12 protein-coding genes are annotated in these 17,357 nt (G+C 65.7%); 4 read left to right on the top strand and 8 right to left on the bottom strand.

Annotated features, from left to right (window positions below; genetic code table 11):
* Positions 1-29: 29 nt before the first annotated feature.
* From rseP to pyrH, 6 genes are all read right to left on the bottom strand, one after another.
* Complete coding sequence (rseP, locus tag EBB59_RS08310) at positions 30-1,382, bottom strand: RIP metalloprotease RseP (protein ID WP_122101692.1); 1,353 nt, start codon at positions 1,380-1,382, stop codon at positions 30-32.
* A gap of 178 nt (positions 1,383-1,560) precedes the next feature.
* A complete protein-coding gene (locus tag EBB59_RS08305) occupies positions 1,561-2,742 on the bottom strand; it encodes a 1-deoxy-D-xylulose-5-phosphate reductoisomerase (RefSeq protein ID WP_122101691.1) in 1,182 nt (393 codons plus the stop codon).
* A 2-nt stretch (positions 2,743-2,744) separates the two neighbouring features.
* The gene (locus tag EBB59_RS08300) at positions 2,745-3,608 is read right to left on the bottom strand and encodes a phosphatidate cytidylyltransferase (protein WP_122101690.1); all 864 of its coding nucleotides are present in this window, start codon (positions 3,606-3,608) and stop codon (positions 2,745-2,747) included.
* Complete coding sequence (gene uppS, locus EBB59_RS08295; RefSeq protein WP_122101689.1) at positions 3,605-4,363, bottom strand: polyprenyl diphosphate synthase; 759 nt, start codon at positions 4,361-4,363, stop codon at positions 3,605-3,607. Before uppS ends, EBB59_RS08300 begins: the two co-directional genes overlap by 4 nt.
* Before the next feature lie 140 nt (positions 4,364-4,503).
* Entirely contained in the window at positions 4,504-5,061 is a 558-nt protein-coding gene (frr, locus tag EBB59_RS08290) for a ribosome recycling factor (RefSeq protein WP_122101688.1), read from the bottom strand.
* Positions 5,062-5,310: 249 nt separating this feature from the next.
* Complete coding sequence (gene pyrH, locus EBB59_RS08285) at positions 5,311-6,039, bottom strand: UMP kinase (protein WP_122101687.1); 729 nt, start codon at positions 6,037-6,039, stop codon at positions 5,311-5,313.
* Between the two features lie 122 nt (positions 6,040-6,161).
* On the opposite strand from pyrH, the gene EBB59_RS08280 reads away from it, so the two are divergent.
* Entirely contained in the window at positions 6,162-6,866 is a 705-nt protein-coding gene (locus EBB59_RS08280; protein ID WP_122101686.1) for an AIM24 family protein, read from the top strand.
* Positions 6,867-6,975: 109 nt separating this feature from the next.
* Here EBB59_RS08280 and tsf read toward each other — a convergent pair whose 3' ends face one another.
* Both tsf and rpsB read right to left on the bottom strand, forming a co-directional pair.
* Complete coding sequence (gene tsf, locus EBB59_RS08275; RefSeq protein WP_122101685.1) at positions 6,976-7,842, bottom strand: translation elongation factor Ts; 867 nt, start codon at positions 7,840-7,842, stop codon at positions 6,976-6,978.
* Positions 7,843-7,964: 122 nt separating this feature from the next.
* Positions 7,965-8,792, bottom strand: coding sequence for a 30S ribosomal protein S2 (gene rpsB / locus EBB59_RS08270; RefSeq protein ID WP_122101684.1), 828 nt, complete (start codon positions 8,790-8,792; stop codon positions 7,965-7,967).
* A gap of 444 nt (positions 8,793-9,236) precedes the next feature.
* Between rpsB and EBB59_RS08265 the strand changes: the two genes are divergently transcribed.
* The 3 genes from EBB59_RS08265 to EBB59_RS08255 are packed head-to-tail and all read left to right on the top strand — an operon-like array spanning position 9,237 to position 17,323.
* Positions 9,237-15,971: a YadA-like family protein gene (locus EBB59_RS08265; RefSeq protein ID WP_122101683.1), complete on the top strand. Its 6,735-nt coding sequence runs from the start codon at positions 9,237-9,239 to the stop codon at positions 15,969-15,971.
* Between the two features lie 23 nt (positions 15,972-15,994).
* Complete coding sequence (locus EBB59_RS08260; protein ID WP_122101682.1) at positions 15,995-16,816, top strand: OmpA family protein; 822 nt, start codon at positions 15,995-15,997, stop codon at positions 16,814-16,816.
* 15 nt (positions 16,817-16,831) lie between these two features.
* Complete coding sequence (locus EBB59_RS08255; protein WP_245979183.1) at positions 16,832-17,323, top strand: DUF4019 domain-containing protein; 492 nt, start codon at positions 16,832-16,834, stop codon at positions 17,321-17,323.
* Positions 17,324-17,357 lie beyond the last annotated feature (34 nt).

Genomic DNA, 17,357 nt, shown 5'->3' with positions numbered 1-17,357 from the left:
TTGCCTAAAAGAAGGGCGGCGGCGAAGAGTCATCGCAGCAGCCCGTGAATGTCATTGTAGAACGCCAGCCCCATGAGGCCCGCGAGCATGGCCAGCCCGAAGTACTGGCCGATGATCATGGCGCGCTCGCTCGGCGGGCTGCCTTTGACCAGTTCGATAAGGTAATACAGCAGGTGGCCGCCATCCAGGATCGGGATCGGCAGCAGGTTGATGATGGCCAGGCTGAGTGAGACCAGGGCCAGGAAGCTCAGGAACCAGGCCGCTCCCATCCCGGCCGAGTGGTCGGCGACGCGGGCGATGGTGATCGGCCCGGAGACGTTTTCGATCGAGGCCGCGCCGCGCAGCATCCGGCCCATCATCGCCAGCGAGTCGCGGGTCAGCCGCCAGGTTTCCCCGAATGCCGCCGGCACGGCCGCCAGCGGGCCGTGGCGCAGCAGGGCGCTGCGCGGGGCCTGGACGTCGGCCGCGGCGATGCCGATGCCCCAGTATTCGCCGGCCTCGGGGTGGCGCATGCGCACGGGAGTCAGTTCGACGGTGCGGCTGACGCCATCGCGTTCGACCCGCAGCCGCAGCGGCCGCCCGGCCTCGCCGGCGGCCCCGATCGGCGCGCGCAGGGCGTCGAAGCCATCGACCGGGCGGCCATCGATGGCGAGGATGCGCTCGCCCGCGCGCAGCACGCTGGCCGCGGGGCCATCGGCGGCGACTTCGCCGACCACCGCCGGCACCAGCGCATGCACCGGGAGGATGCCGACCGCGGCCAGCGCCTGGCGTTCGCGCACACCCTCGGGAAGACGTTCCAGGTGCAGGGTGCGTTCGCGCTCGATACCGCTGGCATCGCGCACCCGCACCGTCACCGGTTGGCGGTCCAGCGCCGAGGCGATCAGGGCGAAGCCGGCTTCGCTCCAGGTCGGGGTGGGCTGATCGTCGATGGATAGGATGCGCTCGCCGGGCCGGAAGCCCGATTCCGCCGCCAGCGCCTGTGCGCGGCCGATGTCCGGCGCGTAATCCGGGCGTCCGACCACGAACATCGCCCATAGCAAGGTCACGCACAGCGCTAGGTTGGCCAGCGGGCCGGCCGCGACGATCGCGATCCGCCGCCAGACCGATTGGCGGTTGAAGGCATGCTCGAGCTGTACCGCCGGCACGTTGCCTTCGCGCTCGTCGAGCATCTTGACGTAGCCGCCGAGCGGGATCGCCGCGATAACGTATTCGGTGCCGTCCTTGCCGAGCCGTCTCCACAGCGGCTTGCCGAAGCCGATCGAGAAGCGCAGCACCTTCACCCCGCAACGACGCGCCACCCAGAAATGGCCGAATTCGTGGATGGTGACGAGGATGCCCAGGCTGACGATCAGCCAGAACAGCGGGCCCAGCACGGCGCTCATGCGCGCGCGCTCCAGTGGGACGCGGGCGCAGGTGCGCGGAGGGCGGCGGCGATCGGGGGCGGCACGGCGACGATCCTGCGGTGTGCCTGCGCGCGCAGGGGGAGGGCGTCAGGATGACTGGCAGGCGTGGAGCGTACAGTGGCCGGCAGCGGGGAATGGACGAACGGTATGCAATACATCAGGCATCCTGCCGCGAGATCGCCGCCTGCGCATGGGCGCGCGCGGCACGGTCGGCCTCGGCGAGCACGGCGAGCGATTCCGCGGGAGCGGAAGGGAGCGCGGCCAGACCATCTTCGACCAGCGCGGGGATGTCCAGAAAACCAATCCTGCCCTGAAGAAAGGCTGAAACGGCTTCTTCATTGAGCGCATTGAGCATGGCCGGCGCGGTGCCGCCGGCGGCCAGCGCGGCGAACGCGAGTCGCAGGCAGGGGAAGGTGGCGAGATCGGGTGGCTCGAAATCCAGCCGGCCGCCCTGGGCGACCAGATCCAGCCCCGCGACGCCGGAGGCCACCCGCGCCGGCCACGCCAGTCCGACCGCCAGCGTGGTGCGCATGTCCGGCAGGCCGAGCTGGGCCAGCGTGGAGCCATCGACGAATTCGACCAGCGAATGCACCAGCGATTGCGGATGCACCAGCACTTCGATGCGCTCGCCGGGCTGGGCGAACAGATGGTGCGCCTCGATGACTTCCAGCCCCTTGTTCATCAGGGTGGCGGAGTCGACCGAGATTTTCGGGCCCATCGACCATTTGGGGTGGGCGATGGCCTGCGCGGGCGTGACCGAGGCCAGTTCGTCCCGCGTGCGGCCGCGGAACGGCCCACCGGAGGCGGTCAGGACGAGCTTCGCCACCGTGTCGCTGGCGCGGCCTTCGGGCAGGCACTGGAAGATCGCGTTGTGCTCGCTGTCGATCGGTACCAGCACGCTGCCGGAGGCGGCCACTTCGCGCATCAGAAGTTCGCCGGCCAGCACCAGCGATTCCTTGTTGGCCAGCAGCAGGCGCTTGCCGGCCCGGGCGGCGGCCAGGGTGGAGGGCAGGCCGGCGGCGCCGACGATCGCGGCGATCACCGTGTCGCAGGCATCGGAGGCGGCCAATTGGGCGATGGCGGCCATTCCTGCGTGAGCCTCGGTGGCCAGGCCGGCCGCGGCCAGGGCGGCGCGCAATTCGGCATGGCGGCTTTCGTCGGCGATCACCGCGTGGTCCGGGCGGTGGGCGATGCACAGCGCCACCAACTCGGCGACCCGGTGGCCGGCGGCCAGTGCCGCCACCCGGTAGCGATCGGGATGGCGGGCGATCACGTCCAGCGCCGAGGCGCCGACCGAGCCGGTGGCGCCTAACAGGGTGATGCGCTGTGGCGCGTTCATGCTCAGAATCCGAAGCTGGCCTTGCACAGCGCGAACACCGGCAGCGCCGCCAGGACGCTGTCGACGCGGTCGAGGATGCCGCCGTGGCCGGGAATCAGGTCGCTGGAATCCTTCACGCCGGCTTGGCGCTTCAGCAGGCTTTCGAACAGGTCGCCGATGACCGAGGCGATGGCGGTGCTGAGCGCCGCGAGCGCCACCCAGGGCAGTTGCCCGAGGCCGGCGCCGGCCAGCGCGCCGAAGGCGAGGCCGACCAGCACCGCCGCCAGTAGCCCGCCGAGCAGTCCCTCGACCGTCTTGTTCGGGCTGGTGTCGGGCGCCAGTTTGCGGCGGCCGAACTTGCGGCCGGCGAAGTAGGCGCCGGTGTCGGCCATCCACACGATCATCAGCGCGGCCAGCAGCCACAGGTGATTGCGCGGAATCAGGCGAGTTGGGTCGGCGCCGTTGGGGTCGCCGTGGATCACCACCAGCGCGCACCAGGCCGGTACCACCGCGAGCGTGCCGGCGACGAGCTTGGTCGCGCGGTTGCGGGCGTTGTCTTCCAGACTGAAGGATGGGTAGCGGAGCCAGAGCACCGCTAGCCACCAGAACGCCACGCCGACCAGCATGCCGACATGGAACAGCGCCATCGAGCCGCCTTGCGCGCCGCGCGAGGCCCAGGCGATGGTCACCATCAGCAGCAGGTTGGCGGCGATCAGGAAGGTGCGCGGCAGGGTGTCTTCGACCCCGGCCAGACGGAACCATTCCCACAACCCGCCGAGGAAGACCAGCGCGGCCAGCAGCATCATCCAGGGGGTGGGCAGAAGCAATACGGCGGCGATGGCCGCGGGCCCCATGACGAGGGCGGCGAGAACACGGGTCTTGGTCATTGCGAAACAGGGTCCTTGGCCGCGCCGTCCACTTGCGCGCCGGTGAGTCCGAAGCGGCGTTGGCGGTTGGCGTAATCGTCGAAAGCGCGCCGCAGTGTGGCGGCATCCAGCTCCGGCCACAACCTTTCGGTGAACCACAGTTCCGCGTAGGCCAGCTGCCAGAGCAAGAAGTTGCTGATGCGCTGGTCGCCGCCGGTGCGGATCATCAGGTCGGGCGGCGGCAGGTCGGCCAATGCGACGTGGCGGCCGAACAGCGCCTCGTCGATGTCGCCGGCGGCCAGGCGGCCGGCGGCGGCCTCGGCCGCCAGCGCGCGCGCGGCGGCCACGATGTCCTGGCGGCCGCCATAGCTGGCGGCGATGGCGAGCGTCATCCGCGCATTGCCGGCGGTCAACGCCTCGGCGGCCCGCATGCGACGGCGGATGGCATCGGAGAAGCGCGCCGGTTCGCCGATGAATCGCAGGCGGACGCCGCGCTGGTGCAGCTCGTCCACTTCGCGGTCGAGGGTACCGGTGAACAGCTTCATCAGGCCGCTGACTTCCTCCGGCGGCCGGCCCCAGTTCTCGCTGGAGAAAGCGAACAGCGTCAACGCTTCCACGTCCTGTTCCAGGCAGAACTCCACGCAGGTCTGCACCGCGCGCGCGCCGGCGCGATGGCCGATGAGGCGCGGCCGGCGACGTTGCTCGGCCCAGCGCCCGTTGCCATCCATGATGACGGCAAGGTGGCGCGGTGTGCTACGGGGGCTGGTTTCACTCATCTGTGGGACTCAAGGGCCGCCGTGAGTGAAGGCCACGAAGAAAGCGCCGGCTGAAGCGGGGCCGGCGTATCGAGGGGGAAGGGGGTGGCCGGTGCCGGGCGCCGCTGCGGGCATCGGGCGGGCGAGCGTGACGGCGCCACTCAGACCGCCATCAGCTCCTGCTCCTTCGCCTTGAGCACGTCGTCCACGTCCTTGATCGCCTTGTCGGTCATCTTCTGCACGTCGTCCTCACTCTTGCGCACGTCGTCCTCGGACACCGATTTGTCCTTCAGCAGATCCTTGACCTTCTGGTTGGCGTCGCGGCGGATGTTGCGGATGGCGACCTTGGCGTTCTCGCCCTCGCCGTGAACCACCTTGGTCAGCTCCTTGCGACGCTCCTCGGTCAGCGGCGGGATGTTGATGCGGATGGTCATGCCCGCGGTGTTCGGGGTCAGGCCGAGGTCGGAGTTGATGATCGCTTTCTCGACCGCCGCGACCATCTGCTTGTCCCAGGGGGTGATGGTGAGCGAGCGGGCGTCGCTCACGGTCACGCTGGCGACTTGCGAGAGCGGCATGTCCGAGCCGTAGCTGTTGACCTTGACGTGGTCGACAAGCGCGGTGGTGGCGCGGCCGGTGCGGACCTTGGCCAAGTCGTGGCGCAACGCCTCGATGCTCTTTTGCATGCGCGTCTGCGCGTCCTTGTGGATGTCCTTGATCATGGCCCGGTCTCACGGAAACGTAAGCGGGGGATTATAGGTGATGCCTGGGCGGGCCGCCGGATGTCCGTGGGGTGGTTTTCGATGCGTGCGTGGCGGGGTGTCGTGCATCACCGGCGGGCCGATATCGGGAAGCGCGGCGTCATCGCCGTTCCGCGCCGATGCGCTCCCGATGTCGATGTCGCACGCGTCGATCGGCCGAACGGTGGGATTCCCCATTCGGATATCGGGCCGGGCCAGGCGACTGCGGAGTCAGACGCGGCGGCGGCCGTGGACCAGGGTGCCGATGTTCTCGCCGCGGAGAATCTTCAGCAGTACGCCCGGCTGCTCCATGTCGAAGATGCGCATCGGCAGTTCGGCGTCTCGGGCCAGGGCGAAGGCGGCGGTGTCCATCACCTCTAGGTTGCGGGCGATGACCTCGCTGTAATCGAGTTTGTCGAAGCGCACCGCGTCGGCGTGCTTCTTCGGGTCCTTGTCGTACACGCCATCGACCTTGGTGGCTTTGAGCAGCAGGTCGGCGCCGATCTCGATGGCGCGCAGGGCGGCGCCCGAATCGGTGGTGAAGAACGGATTGCCGGTGCCGGCGGCGAAAATGGTGATCCGGCCCTTTTCCATATGCCGGATGGCGCGCCGGCGGATGTAGTCTTCGCAGACATCGTTGATCTTGAGCGCGCTCATGACGCGGGCCTTGCCGCCGAGCTTCTCCAGCGCATCCTGCATCGCCAGCGCGTTGATGACGGTGGCCAGCATGCCCATTTGGTCGCCAGTGACCCGGTCCATGCCGCCGGCGGCCAGGCCGGCGCCGCGGAAGATGTTGCCGCCGCCGATCACCAGGGCGATTTCCGCGCCCGCTTCACGGGCTTCGATCACCTCGCGGGCGATCCGGTTCAGCACTTTCGGGTCGATGCCGTAGTCTTCGCCGCCCATCAGCGCCTCGCCGGACAGTTTCAAAAGGACACGGCGATGGGCGAGCTGGGACATGGCGGCTCCGGAGGGCTTCGGGAAATGCGCCATTCTACTCCGCGCATGCGACCGTGCAGCGATCCGGGGCGGTCCACTGGCGTGGGTTAGGATTGCCGAATCCCTTGGTGTGGAGCAGGCGTATGGCGGTCAAGACTTTGCAGGAATTTCTTTCGGATTCGCGCGAGCGCGACGAAATCGGCGCCGGTGAAATCTTCGAGCTGGAGAGTGACCGCATGCTGGAGGTGCGTCTGGATGGGCTGGTCTGGGCCAAGGCCGGTTCGATGGTGGCGCGCACCGGCAACGTCAAGTTCACCCGCCAGGGCCTGCTGGAGCAGGGGCTCGGCAATCTGCTGAAGAAGGCGGTCAGCGGCGAGGGCATGCAGCTGATGAAGATGGAAGGGCGGGGCCGCGCCTATCTCGCCGATGCCGGCAAGAAGATCGGCCTGCTGCGGCTAGGCGGGGAGTCGATCTTCGTCAACGGCAACGACGTGCTCGCGTTCGAGGCCGGCATCGACAACCGGATCACCATGATGCGGCGGGTCGCCGGGATGATGGCCGGCGGCCTGTTCAACGTGCGGCTTTCGGGCAACGGGATCGTGGCCATTACGTCGCATTACCAGCCGCTGACCCTGGGGGTGAGCGCGGCTGGCGGCCCGGTGTTCACCGATCCCAATGCCACCGTGGCGTGGTCGGGCAATCTGGAGCCGGAGATCGTCACCGACATCTCGCTGGGCACGCTGGTCGGACGCACTTCCGGCGAGAGTATTCAGTTGAAGTTCGCGGGCGAGGGGTGGGTGGTGGTGCAGCCCTACGAAGAGCGGACTTTCCAGAGCGGAGGCGGTTGAGCCGGGCCAATGCCGGAAACGAAGAACCCGCCATTCGGCGGGTTCTTCGCAACTGCGGAAGTTTGAGGGATGATGAGCGCCGCGATCATCGTGGCGCCGGGGTTCCCGGTCAGGCCAGGCCGGCCTGCTTCATCACTTCGGCGGCGTAGTCTTCCTTGACCTTTTCGATGCCTTCGCCGACGGCCAGGCGCTCGAAACGCAGCACTTCCGCGCCGGCGGCTTTCAGGGTGGCTTCGACGGTCTGGTCGGTGTTCAGCACGTAGGGCTGGCCGGTCAGGGTGACTTCGTTGACGATCTTGGTGATCTTGCCGGAGATCATCTTCTCCAGGATGTCGGCGGGCTTGCCCGAATCCTTGACTTGTTCCAGGGCGATGGCTTTCTCGCGCTCGACGAACTCGGCCGGCACGTGGGCGGGCGAGATGTAGGGCGGGTTCATCGCCGCCACGTGCATGGCGATGCCGCGGGCCAGCTCTTCGTTGCCGCCTTTCAGCTCCACCAGCACACCGATGCGCCCGCCATGGACGTAGGCGCCGATCACGCCTTCGCTGTCGATGTGAACCATGCGGCGCAACTGCACGTTCTCGCCCACCTTGGCGACGACGGCGGCGCGGGTTTCCTCGACTGTGGCATCGCCGATCCGGGCGGCCTTGAGCGCTTCGATGTCGGCGGCGTCCAGCGCGGCCTGGGCGACGGCGTCGACGAAGCCGGTGAAGTTGCCGTCCTTCGCCACGAAATCGGTTTCCGAGTTCACTTCCACCAGCGCGGCCTTGCCCGGCGCCTGGGCCATGCCGATGCGGCCTTCGGCGGCGACGCGGTCGGCTTTCTTGTCGGCCTTGGCCAGGCCGGTCTTGCGCAGCCAGTCGGCGGCGGCTTCGATGTCGCCGTTGTTCTCGGTGAGCGCCTTCTTGCATTCCATCATGCCGGCGCCGGTGCGCTCGCGCAGTTCCTTGACCAGGGATGCGGTGATTTCAGCCATTGCGATTCCTTTATATGTTTGCTCGGCAGCGCTGGGCGGCATGCCGGCGATAACGCCGGGCAGGGCTGCGCTGCGGGGATAAGGCCAGCCATGCACGTTGGCATGGCCGGATGACGCGGTGATTACTCGGCGGCTTCTTGGGCGGCGGGGGCGGCTTCGCCGTCATCGGCCTTCTTCGCGGCCGCCTTCTTGGCGGCGGGCTTGCGGGCCGGCTTGTCGGCGTCGGCCTGGGCGAATTCCTCTTCGCTCACCGAGGCGGCGTTCGGCGCGGCGGCCTTGCCTTCCAGTACGGCGTCGGCGGCGGCGCGCGCGTAGAGCTGCACGGCGCGGATGGCGTCGTCGTTGCCCGGGATGGCGTAATCCACCAGGTTCGGATCGTAGTTGGTGTCGACCACGGCGATCACCGGGATACCCAGAGTCTTGGCTTCCTTGATGGCGATGTCTTCATGGCCGATGTCGATCACGAACAGGGCATCCGGCAGCCGGTTCATGTCCTTGATGCCGCCGAGGCTGGCTTCCAGCTTGTCGCGCTCGCGGCGCAGGCCCAGCACTTCGTGCTTGACCAGTTTCTGGAAGGTGCCGTCGGTTTCGGCGGCTTCCAGTTCCTTCAGGCGGGCGACCGACTTCTTGATGGTGGCGAAGTTGGTCAGGGTGCCGCCCAGCCAGCGCTGGGTCATGAAGGGCATGCCGCAGCGTTCGGCTTCTTCCTTGATGGCGTCGCGGGCGCTGCGCTTGGTGCCGACGAACAGCACCACGCCGCGCTTCTGCGCGATCTTCGAGAGGAAATTCATCGCGTCGTTGAACAGCGGGACGGTGCTTTCCAGGTTGATGATGTGGATCTTGCCGCGGGCGCCGAAGATGTACGGACCCATCTTGGGGTTCCAGTAGCGGGTCTGGTGGCCGAAGTGCACGCCGGCTTCCAGCATCTGGCGCATGGTGATCTGGGGCATTGCTAGGTTTCCTTAGAGGTGATGGAACCTCCGCCGGGAAGAAATGGACGGCGGACGCCCGGGTAGGGGCGTGGTTCCGGGGTTGGGCCTCCCTGCGGCCTCCATGACAGATCCCGGCGGCCATCGATGGATGGTGACAGGACACCCCGGCATGGGTTGCAACAGCAGGTGTGTATTCACCGCTGACGTGCGGTGTGGACGGCCTGCCGTGGCAGGGGCGGGCAATTTAACACGGCGATGGCGGTCGGTGGGCAGCGGACGGATTGAGCGCCGACATGTTCAAATTTTGTTCAGCAACTGAGAGGGTTGGCATATCAATTGTGGCATCCGTCACGGTGTTGGCATGATGGTTGCTTCAATTTTTCTTGAATAAAAATTGCGTCATATTTTTACTTTGACGCTCTTCCCCTCGTATTCGTTAACTTCATTACCTGGAGATTTGCCGTGAACAAGATATATCGTCTCGTATGGAGCCGTGAATTAGGCGCGATGGTCGTCGCCTCCGAACTGGCGACGGGGCATATGGGAGGCTCTGGCGCAGTGGTTGAGAAGCGTCAATGTCTGACACTGATGACGCCTCTCTGCCGGGCGATGGTGCCCGCCCTACTTCTTTTCTGTGGGCTGGCCGGTGGCGGTGTCGCTTGGGCGCAGACGGTCACGCCAGTGTCCAGTATCCCGTTGCTGAAAGAGAAAAGCAGCGATGTGGGCGACGACTGCAACTGGCATGGATCCACCCCGCTGGCCACTTCCACGGTTCGCAGGAGTGGCGTCTGCTATCAGGGTTCGTACGTTGGTACGACCGGTGACCCGCTTGAACAAGTCACCGTGATCGGTTCGGTAAACTACGTTACCGTTTCCCAATCGGTGGCCGTGGGCAACAATGTCGTTGTCACCGGCAACTCCGGTATTGCCATCGGTAGCGACGATACGGTCGATGCGCGCAAGATCGCGGAGATCACCAATAGCACACTGGAGCCTTATTTCGGCTTGACCGGTGCTCGGGCCAACGACACCTACCGCAACCTCATGGCGGCGGATAAGAACGGTATTTATTACGGCACCAGCGCCACCGGCCAGGCATCGCTCGCGGTTGGCGCGCAATCCCAGGCGCAGGGGGATTTTTCCACCGTGCTCGGGTTCAATTCCTTCGCCACCGGTACCGGGGCGCTGGCGTTGGGCGGCTCGGCCATTGCCAGCAAGACCGGTTCGGTGGCGCTGGGTACCGGCGCCACCACCGGTACCGATGCCGCCGATATCGATACCGCGGTCATTGGTGGGCGTACTTTCACTGGTTTCGCGGGTACCGTGGGTGATTCCGGCATGCAGGTTTCGGTGGGCGCTGCCGGTTACGAGCGTCAGGTGAAGAACGTGGCCGCCGGCGCGCTCACCGCCGCCAGTACCGATGCCGTCAATGGTTCTCAACTATATGCCGTTGCCAACACACTTGGGTCTGGGCAGATGCACTACTACAGTGTTCGCTCTTCCGTAACCGGAGTGGGTAGCAACTACGATAACGATGGTGCGTCTGGTGTTGATGCCATTGCGGTTGGTTCGAGCGCAGGGAGTTCCGGTGCTCGATCTATTTCGATGGGTTACGGGGCCAGTGCAGGAGGCGAAAAATCCATTGCGATTGGTGCGCGAGACAATTCGGGTATTAATGCTAAGGCGGAGGCTGGAAATAGTATTGCGCTGGGTTCGGGCGCAAACGCAAGTGCGAGTGCGGCTGGCGGTATTGCCATTGGCTCGCGTCGTCATGTAAATAATGAAGGTGGGGATGAATTGCTGAATGATATGAACTCAGGGGCTCGCGTATATGCTATCAATGGCATAGCCATTGGGTCGGGATCTGTGTCAGGAAAATCAGGTGTCGTAGTGCCGAGTGAGGCTGATTTCAGGACGATCGCGATTGGTGATCTGGCAAATGTTCAAGGTACGCAAAGCATGGGGGTGGGGGCCGGTATAGTGATTGGTGTCGGGTCGAAAAATTCATCGGCCGTTGGTTTTAGTAGCGCTGTCGGCCGAACGGCATTGGGTGCGATAAGTTATGGTTCCGTGGATTCTGGTACCGCCATCGGCGCCAATGCGCAGGTGTTGCAGGGGGGTAATTACAGTACCGCGGTAGGTGCCCGCGCTGTCGTTGCGCCCAACGTTATCAATGCCATTGCCATGGGAGGGGCGGCGAATACCCCGCAGGCGGGGACATCCACCTCGGCGAATCGGGGTGCTTATGCGGCAGCCAATAATTCCGTTGCGTTGGGTGTGTCTTCTCGGGTCAATGCGGGAGCTACCAGCGGTGTGGCCATTGGTGATTCCAGCGTAACCACCGGGGCCAACGCTATTGCCATCGGTAAGGGTGCGCAAGCCATTGCCGGGAACACTATCGCTATCGGTACTGGCAATCAGGTTAGTGGCGCTAACTCCGGCGCTATTGGTGACCCGAATACCGTCAAGGGCAGCGGAAGTTATGCACTTGGCAACAACAACACCATCGCGCAGGACAACACCTTCGTGGTGGGCAATGGCGTAACCGCCACGCAGGCCAACAGCGTGGTATTGGGTAATGCTAGCGCCGACCGCGCGGCCACGGCGGTGAGTAGCACCAGCATCAATGGCGTGACCTACAACTACGCCGGCGTCGGTTCGGCGGCCAATGGCGTGGTGAGCGTGGGCGCGGCGGGCAAGGAGCGACAGATCGTCAACGTGGCGGCGGGGCAGGTGAGCGCCAGCAGCACGGATGCGGTGAACGGCAGCCAGCTGTTTGCGACGAACCAGGCGGTGAGCGCGCTGGGCAATCGCGCGGTGCAGTACGACGTCAATACGGACGGAACGGTCAACCGCGGCAGCATCACGCTTGGTTCGGCAGGAACGGGTACGCGGATAGGCAACGTGGCCAACGGCACCTCGGCCAACGACGCGGTGAATCTGTCGCAGTTGGAGACGGCCAAGAGCGACATGACCAGCAAGGGTATGAAGTTCACCGGCAACGACAAGACCGCCGGCGACGTGCACCGCAACCTGGGCGAGACGCTGGCGATCCAGGGCGGGGCGAGCTCGGCCGGCAATTACAGCGGCGGCAACCTCAAGACAGTGACCGATCCGACGACGGGTGCGATCAACCTCCAGATGGCGGATGCGCCGAAGTTCGGCGGCGTCACCATCAACGTCGATGGCGGCGGCAAGATCACCGGCGTGACGGCGGGCACGCTGTCGAGCGCGAGTACCGATGCGGTCAACGGCAGCCAGTTGTACCAGACCAACCAAACGGTGCAAAACCTGGGCAATACAACGGTCAAGGCGTTGGGTGGCGGTTCCACTTATGATCCCGCCACCGGCGCGGTGACGGCGATATTGAACGTTGGCGGCAAGACTTACAACAGCGTGAACGAGGCGGTCGATGCGGTGAACGCGACGGCCTCCGCAGGCTGGAATCTCAGTGCCAACGGCGATGCGGCGAGCAATGTCGCTTCGGGTGGCACGGTGACTGTGCAGCAAGGCAACAACATTGCCGTGACGCGCGACGGCACCGACCCGAACAAACTGACGATCGCAACCACGTCCGACCTGACTATCACCAGTGTGACCGCCGGCAACACGGTGCTGAACAACGGCGGCGTAACGGTCAGTGGTGGCCCGAAGGGCCCGGTGAGTTTGACGAACGTGGGTCTCGACAACGGCGGCAATACCATCACCGGCGTGGCGGCGGGCACGCTGTCGGCTGCCAGCACCGATGCGGTCAACGGCAGTCAGTTGTATACGACCAACCAATCGGTGAACAACGTAGCTAGCAGTCTGGCCAGTGGCATGGGCGGCAACTCGACCGCGAATGCCGACGGCACGGTGACCACGGTGCTGAACGTGGGTGGTAAGACCTACAACAGCGTGAACGACGCGATTGGCGCGGTGAACGCGACGGCCTCCGCGGGCTGGAACCTGACCGCGCAGGGGGCCAACGGCAGCAACGTGGCCCCGGGCGCGACGGTGGATCTGTCGAGCACCGATGGCAATCTCAAGGTGACGAAGTCGGCGACTGACAACAACGTGACCTTCGGCCTGAACCCCGACCTGACTATCACCAGTGTGACCGCCGGCAACACGCGGATCGATACCAATGGCTTGACCAATGGAGGCACTACCGTCAACAGCAATGGATTGACCATTGCCGGTGGCCCCAGTGTGACCACGGCCGGCATCGACGCCGGCAACAAAATCATCGGCAACGTGGCCAACGGCGTTTCCGCCACCGATGCGGTGAACTTGTCGCAGCTCAATACCGTGGCGGCTACGGCCAGCGCGGCGAACGAGCGTGCGGTGAAGTACGACTGGACCGACACCAACGGCAATGGCGAGGTGGACCCGGGCGAGGTGGACTATGCCCGCGTCACGATGAATCCAGGGGCGGCGGCGACGACGATTCACAACGTGGCGGCGGGCGAGGTGAGCGCGACCAGCAATCAGGCGGTCAACGGCAGCCAGTTGCATGCGACGAACCAGGCGGTGAGCGCGCTGGGCAATCGCGCGGTGCAGTACGACCTCAATGCGGATGGCACGGTCAACTCCAACAGCGTCACGCTGAACAAAGGAGGCACGGCGACACAAATCCACAACGTGGCCAACGGCACCTCGGCCAACGACGCGGTGAACCTGTCGCAGTTGGAGACGGCCAAGAGCGACATGACCAGCAAGGGCATGAAGTTCACCGGCAACGACAACGGTGCCGGTGAAGTGCATCGCGACCTTGGACAGACGCTGGCGATCAAGGGAGAAGCGGCGACGGCGGGGAGCTACAGCGGCGGCAACCTCAAGACAGTGACCGATCCGACGACGGGTGCGATCAACCTCCAGATGGCGGATGCGCCGAAGTTCGGCGGCGTCACCATCAACGTCGATGGCGGCGGCAAGATCACCGGGGTGACGGCGGGCGCGCTGTCGAGCGCGAGTACCGATGCGGTCAACGGTAGCCAGCTTTACCAAACCAACCAGACCGTACAGAAGCTGGGTGACACGACGGCCACGGCGCTGGGCGGCGGCTCCACTTACGACCCGGCCACCGGCACGGTGACGGCGGTATTGAACGTTGGCGGCAAGACCTACGACAACGTGAGCGAAGCGATCGGCGCGGTGAGCGCGACGGCCTCCGCGGGCTGGCGCCTGACGGCGCAGGGAGCCGACGGCAGCAACGTGGCGCCGGGTGCGACGGTGGATCTGTCGAGCACCGATGGCAATCTCAAGGTGACGAAGTCGGCGGCTGACAACAACGTGACCTTCGGTCTCAACTCCGACCTGACGCTGACCAGCATCACCACTGGCAACACCGTGATGGATACCAACGGCCTGAGCGTTGATGACGGTGCTGGCAAAGTGGCCCGCTATGGCGCGGCGCGCGTGGAGATGAGCGATGGCGCCAACAGCACCACGCTGGATGCCAACGGCCTTGCCGTGGCCGGTGGGCCGAGCATCACCGTGTCCGGTATCGATGCCGGCGGCATGCCGATTGCCAATGTCGGCGCCGGCGTGAACCCCACCGACGCGGTCAACATGAGCCAGTTGAACGCCGTCGGCAACCTGGTCAATGCCGGTTGGACGGTGCTGGATGCCAACGGCAATCAAGCGCGCATCACGCCGGATGGCCGGGTCACGTTCACCGGGGACGAGAACGTGACCATCCGCCAGACGGGCGCGGATCAGGAGGGCAAGGTGGAGGTCGCGCTCAATCGCAATCTGAGCGTCGACAGCCTGACCACGGGCGGGACGCTGTTGAATGCCAACGGCCTGACCATCGCCGGTGGCCCGAGCCTCACCGTGGCTGGGATCGATGCCGGCGGCCAGCCGATCACCCATGTCGGCACGGGCATCAATCCGACCGATGCGGTGAACCTGGCCCAGCTCAACGCCGCCTCGATGGAGGTCAAGACGCATTACTACGGCGTCAACTCCATTGGCGGCGGCAATTATGACAATGATGGCGCGACCGGAACCGATGCGATCGCCATCGGCAAGGATGCGTTGGCTTCACATGATGGCTCGATCGCGCTGGGCAACGGCGCGCGCACCACCGATGCCGTCGCCACACCGAGCGGCACCATTGCCGGGGTGGACTACCGCTATGCCGGCGCCAATCCACATGCGGTGCTCAGCATCGGCGCGGTGGGGATGGAGCGTGTCCTGGTCAACGTGGCGGCCGGTCGCATCAGCGCCGACAGCACCGATGCGGTCAACGGCAGCCAGCTGCATGCCGCCCATCGGGCGGTGGAAGCGGTGGACGGCCGTGTCACCGATCTTTCCGGGCGCGTGGATGGCGTGACGTCCAACATCAACAATCTCGCCAACCGCGTGGATGCCAGTGAGGTCAACATCGCGGCCATCCAGAACGGCGCGGCCGGCATGTTCCAAGTGAACCAGCCCGGCGGCAAGGCGCCGGCCCCGACGGGCGCCAACTCGGCGGCGGGCGGCAGCGACGCGGTGGCCAGCGGCAATAACAGCACCGCGGTCGGTAATCAGTCGGTGGCCGATGGCGCCAACAGCACGGCCATCGGCCAGGGCGCGCGGGCCACCGGCAGCAGCAGTATCGCGATCGGCGCCGGCTCCACCGCGGTCGAGGACAACGTGGTGTCGGTCGGCGGCATCGGTGCGGAGCGTCGTATCACCAACGTGGCGCCGGGCGTCAACGGTACCGATGCGGTCAACCTCAACCAGTTGAAGGGTTATGCCGCCGGTGGCGTGCAGTACGACAAGAACCCCGATGGCAGCGTGAACTACAACAGCATGACGTTGAACCCGGGCGGTACCGGGCCCACCCTAGTGCGCAATGTCGCCGCCGGCGTAGCCCCCACCGATGCGGTCAATGTCGGCCAGTTGAAAGCCGGCTTGAGCGACACCCTGAACAAGGCCAATGCGTATACCGACCAGCGCTTCAACGACCTGAGCAACGACGTATGGACATTGCGGCGCGATTTCCGTGGCGCCACCGCCTCGGCGATGGCGATGGCGGGTCTTCCGCAGGCGTATCTGCCGGGCAAGAGCATGCTTTCGGCGGGCGTTGGCGGCTATCAGGGCCAGTACGGTATCGCCGTTGGCCTCTCCGGCATCAGTGAGAACGGCACCTGGGTCTACAAGGCGCAGGCCAGCGGCAATACCGCGAAAGATTGGGGCTTCTCCGCTGGCATGGGCGTGCAGTGGTGAGCCGTGGAAACAGGAGCAGAGACATGAAGACGAAAATCAATATCCCGTTGGCCGCCATCGCCGCAGCCGTCATGGCCGGTTGCACGACCCACGTCAGCCGCGACATCTCACCCGAAGGCGTGGCCGGGGAGGTGCGTTTCCCCGATCCGGCCAGGGCCACCCTGGCGGGCGGCACCTTTCCCAACCTGGACAACCTGCGGCTGGTGGAATCCGGCGTTACCAAGGATCAGCTCTACGACCTGCTGGGGCGGCCGCATTTCCGCGAAGGCTTTGGCAAGGTGCGCGAGTGGGACTATCTGTTCAACTTCCGCGATGGCGGGCAGGTGCGCACCTGCCAATACAAAGTGATCTTCGACAGCCAGTACCGGGGGCGCAGTTTCCACTGGCAACCCGCCGGTTGCGCCGAAATGCTGGCGGTCGCACCCGCACTGGCCGGTGCCGTGGCGGCAGGCGGACGCAAGATGCTGGAGGACGACGCTTTATTCGGCTTCGGTCGTTCGGCGGTGGAGGACATCAACCCGGAGGGGCGTCGTCGCCTGGTGGAACTGGCCCGCCGCCTGGCGGGGCCGGATACCGAGAGCGTGGAGGTGCTGGCCTATGCCGATCGCATCGGCAGCTCGGCATCGAACCTGGCGCTTGCCCAGGCGCGCGCGGAGTCGGTGCGAAGCCTGTTGATTTCGGAAGGCGTGCCGTCGGTGCGGATTCGCGCCATCGGTATCGGTGCGGGTAATCCGGTGGCCAGTTGCAGCGATAATCTGCCGCGCCCGGCAAAGGTCAAGTGCCTTGCGCCGGACCGGCGAGTCGAAGTGCGCGCCAGCATCAAGGTGGTTGACCCCATCCCTTAACTCCCGGGAGAAACCATGAAAAGAATCCTTGTCCCCCTCGTGCTTCTGCTTTCGCTCGGCCCGCTGGCGATGGCGCGGCAGCCACCGCCGGCCGCGCAGGCGCAGCAGCAGCGGCCGCAAGTCCAGCGCCCGGCGCCTGGGGAGGTCGATCCCAACAGCATGGTGATGGCGGCCTTGCAAGCCGCCCAACTGGTGGATGCCAACCGTGCCGGAGACGTGTGGGAGGGCGGCTCCAGCGTTGCCAAGAAGGCGATGGGCAAGGATGCCTTCATCCGCCAGGTCGCGGCTTCGCGCGCCGCGCTGGGTCAGCCGCAATCGCGGGTGTGGCTGTCGGTCATCCGCCAGCAGGTCGATGCGGCCGGTGGCAGGCAGGCGCCGCCGCCCGGCATGTACGTCAGCGTGCGTTTCGCTACCCGCTTCTCGGGCGGCAAGACGGTGGCGGAACTGGTCAGTTTCCATCTCGACGAAAACGCCACCTGGCGTGTGGCCGGTTACGCGATTCAGTAAGCGCCCCGCCGCATCGCACCGATCCGATGGCCGG

The organism is Solilutibacter pythonis, assembly GCF_003697345.1.
Lineage (GTDB): Bacteria > Pseudomonadota > Gammaproteobacteria > Xanthomonadales > Xanthomonadaceae > Solilutibacter > Solilutibacter pythonis.
The sequence above is the reverse complement of the archived record's forward strand: the minus strand, read 5'-3'. Positions and strand labels throughout refer to the sequence as shown.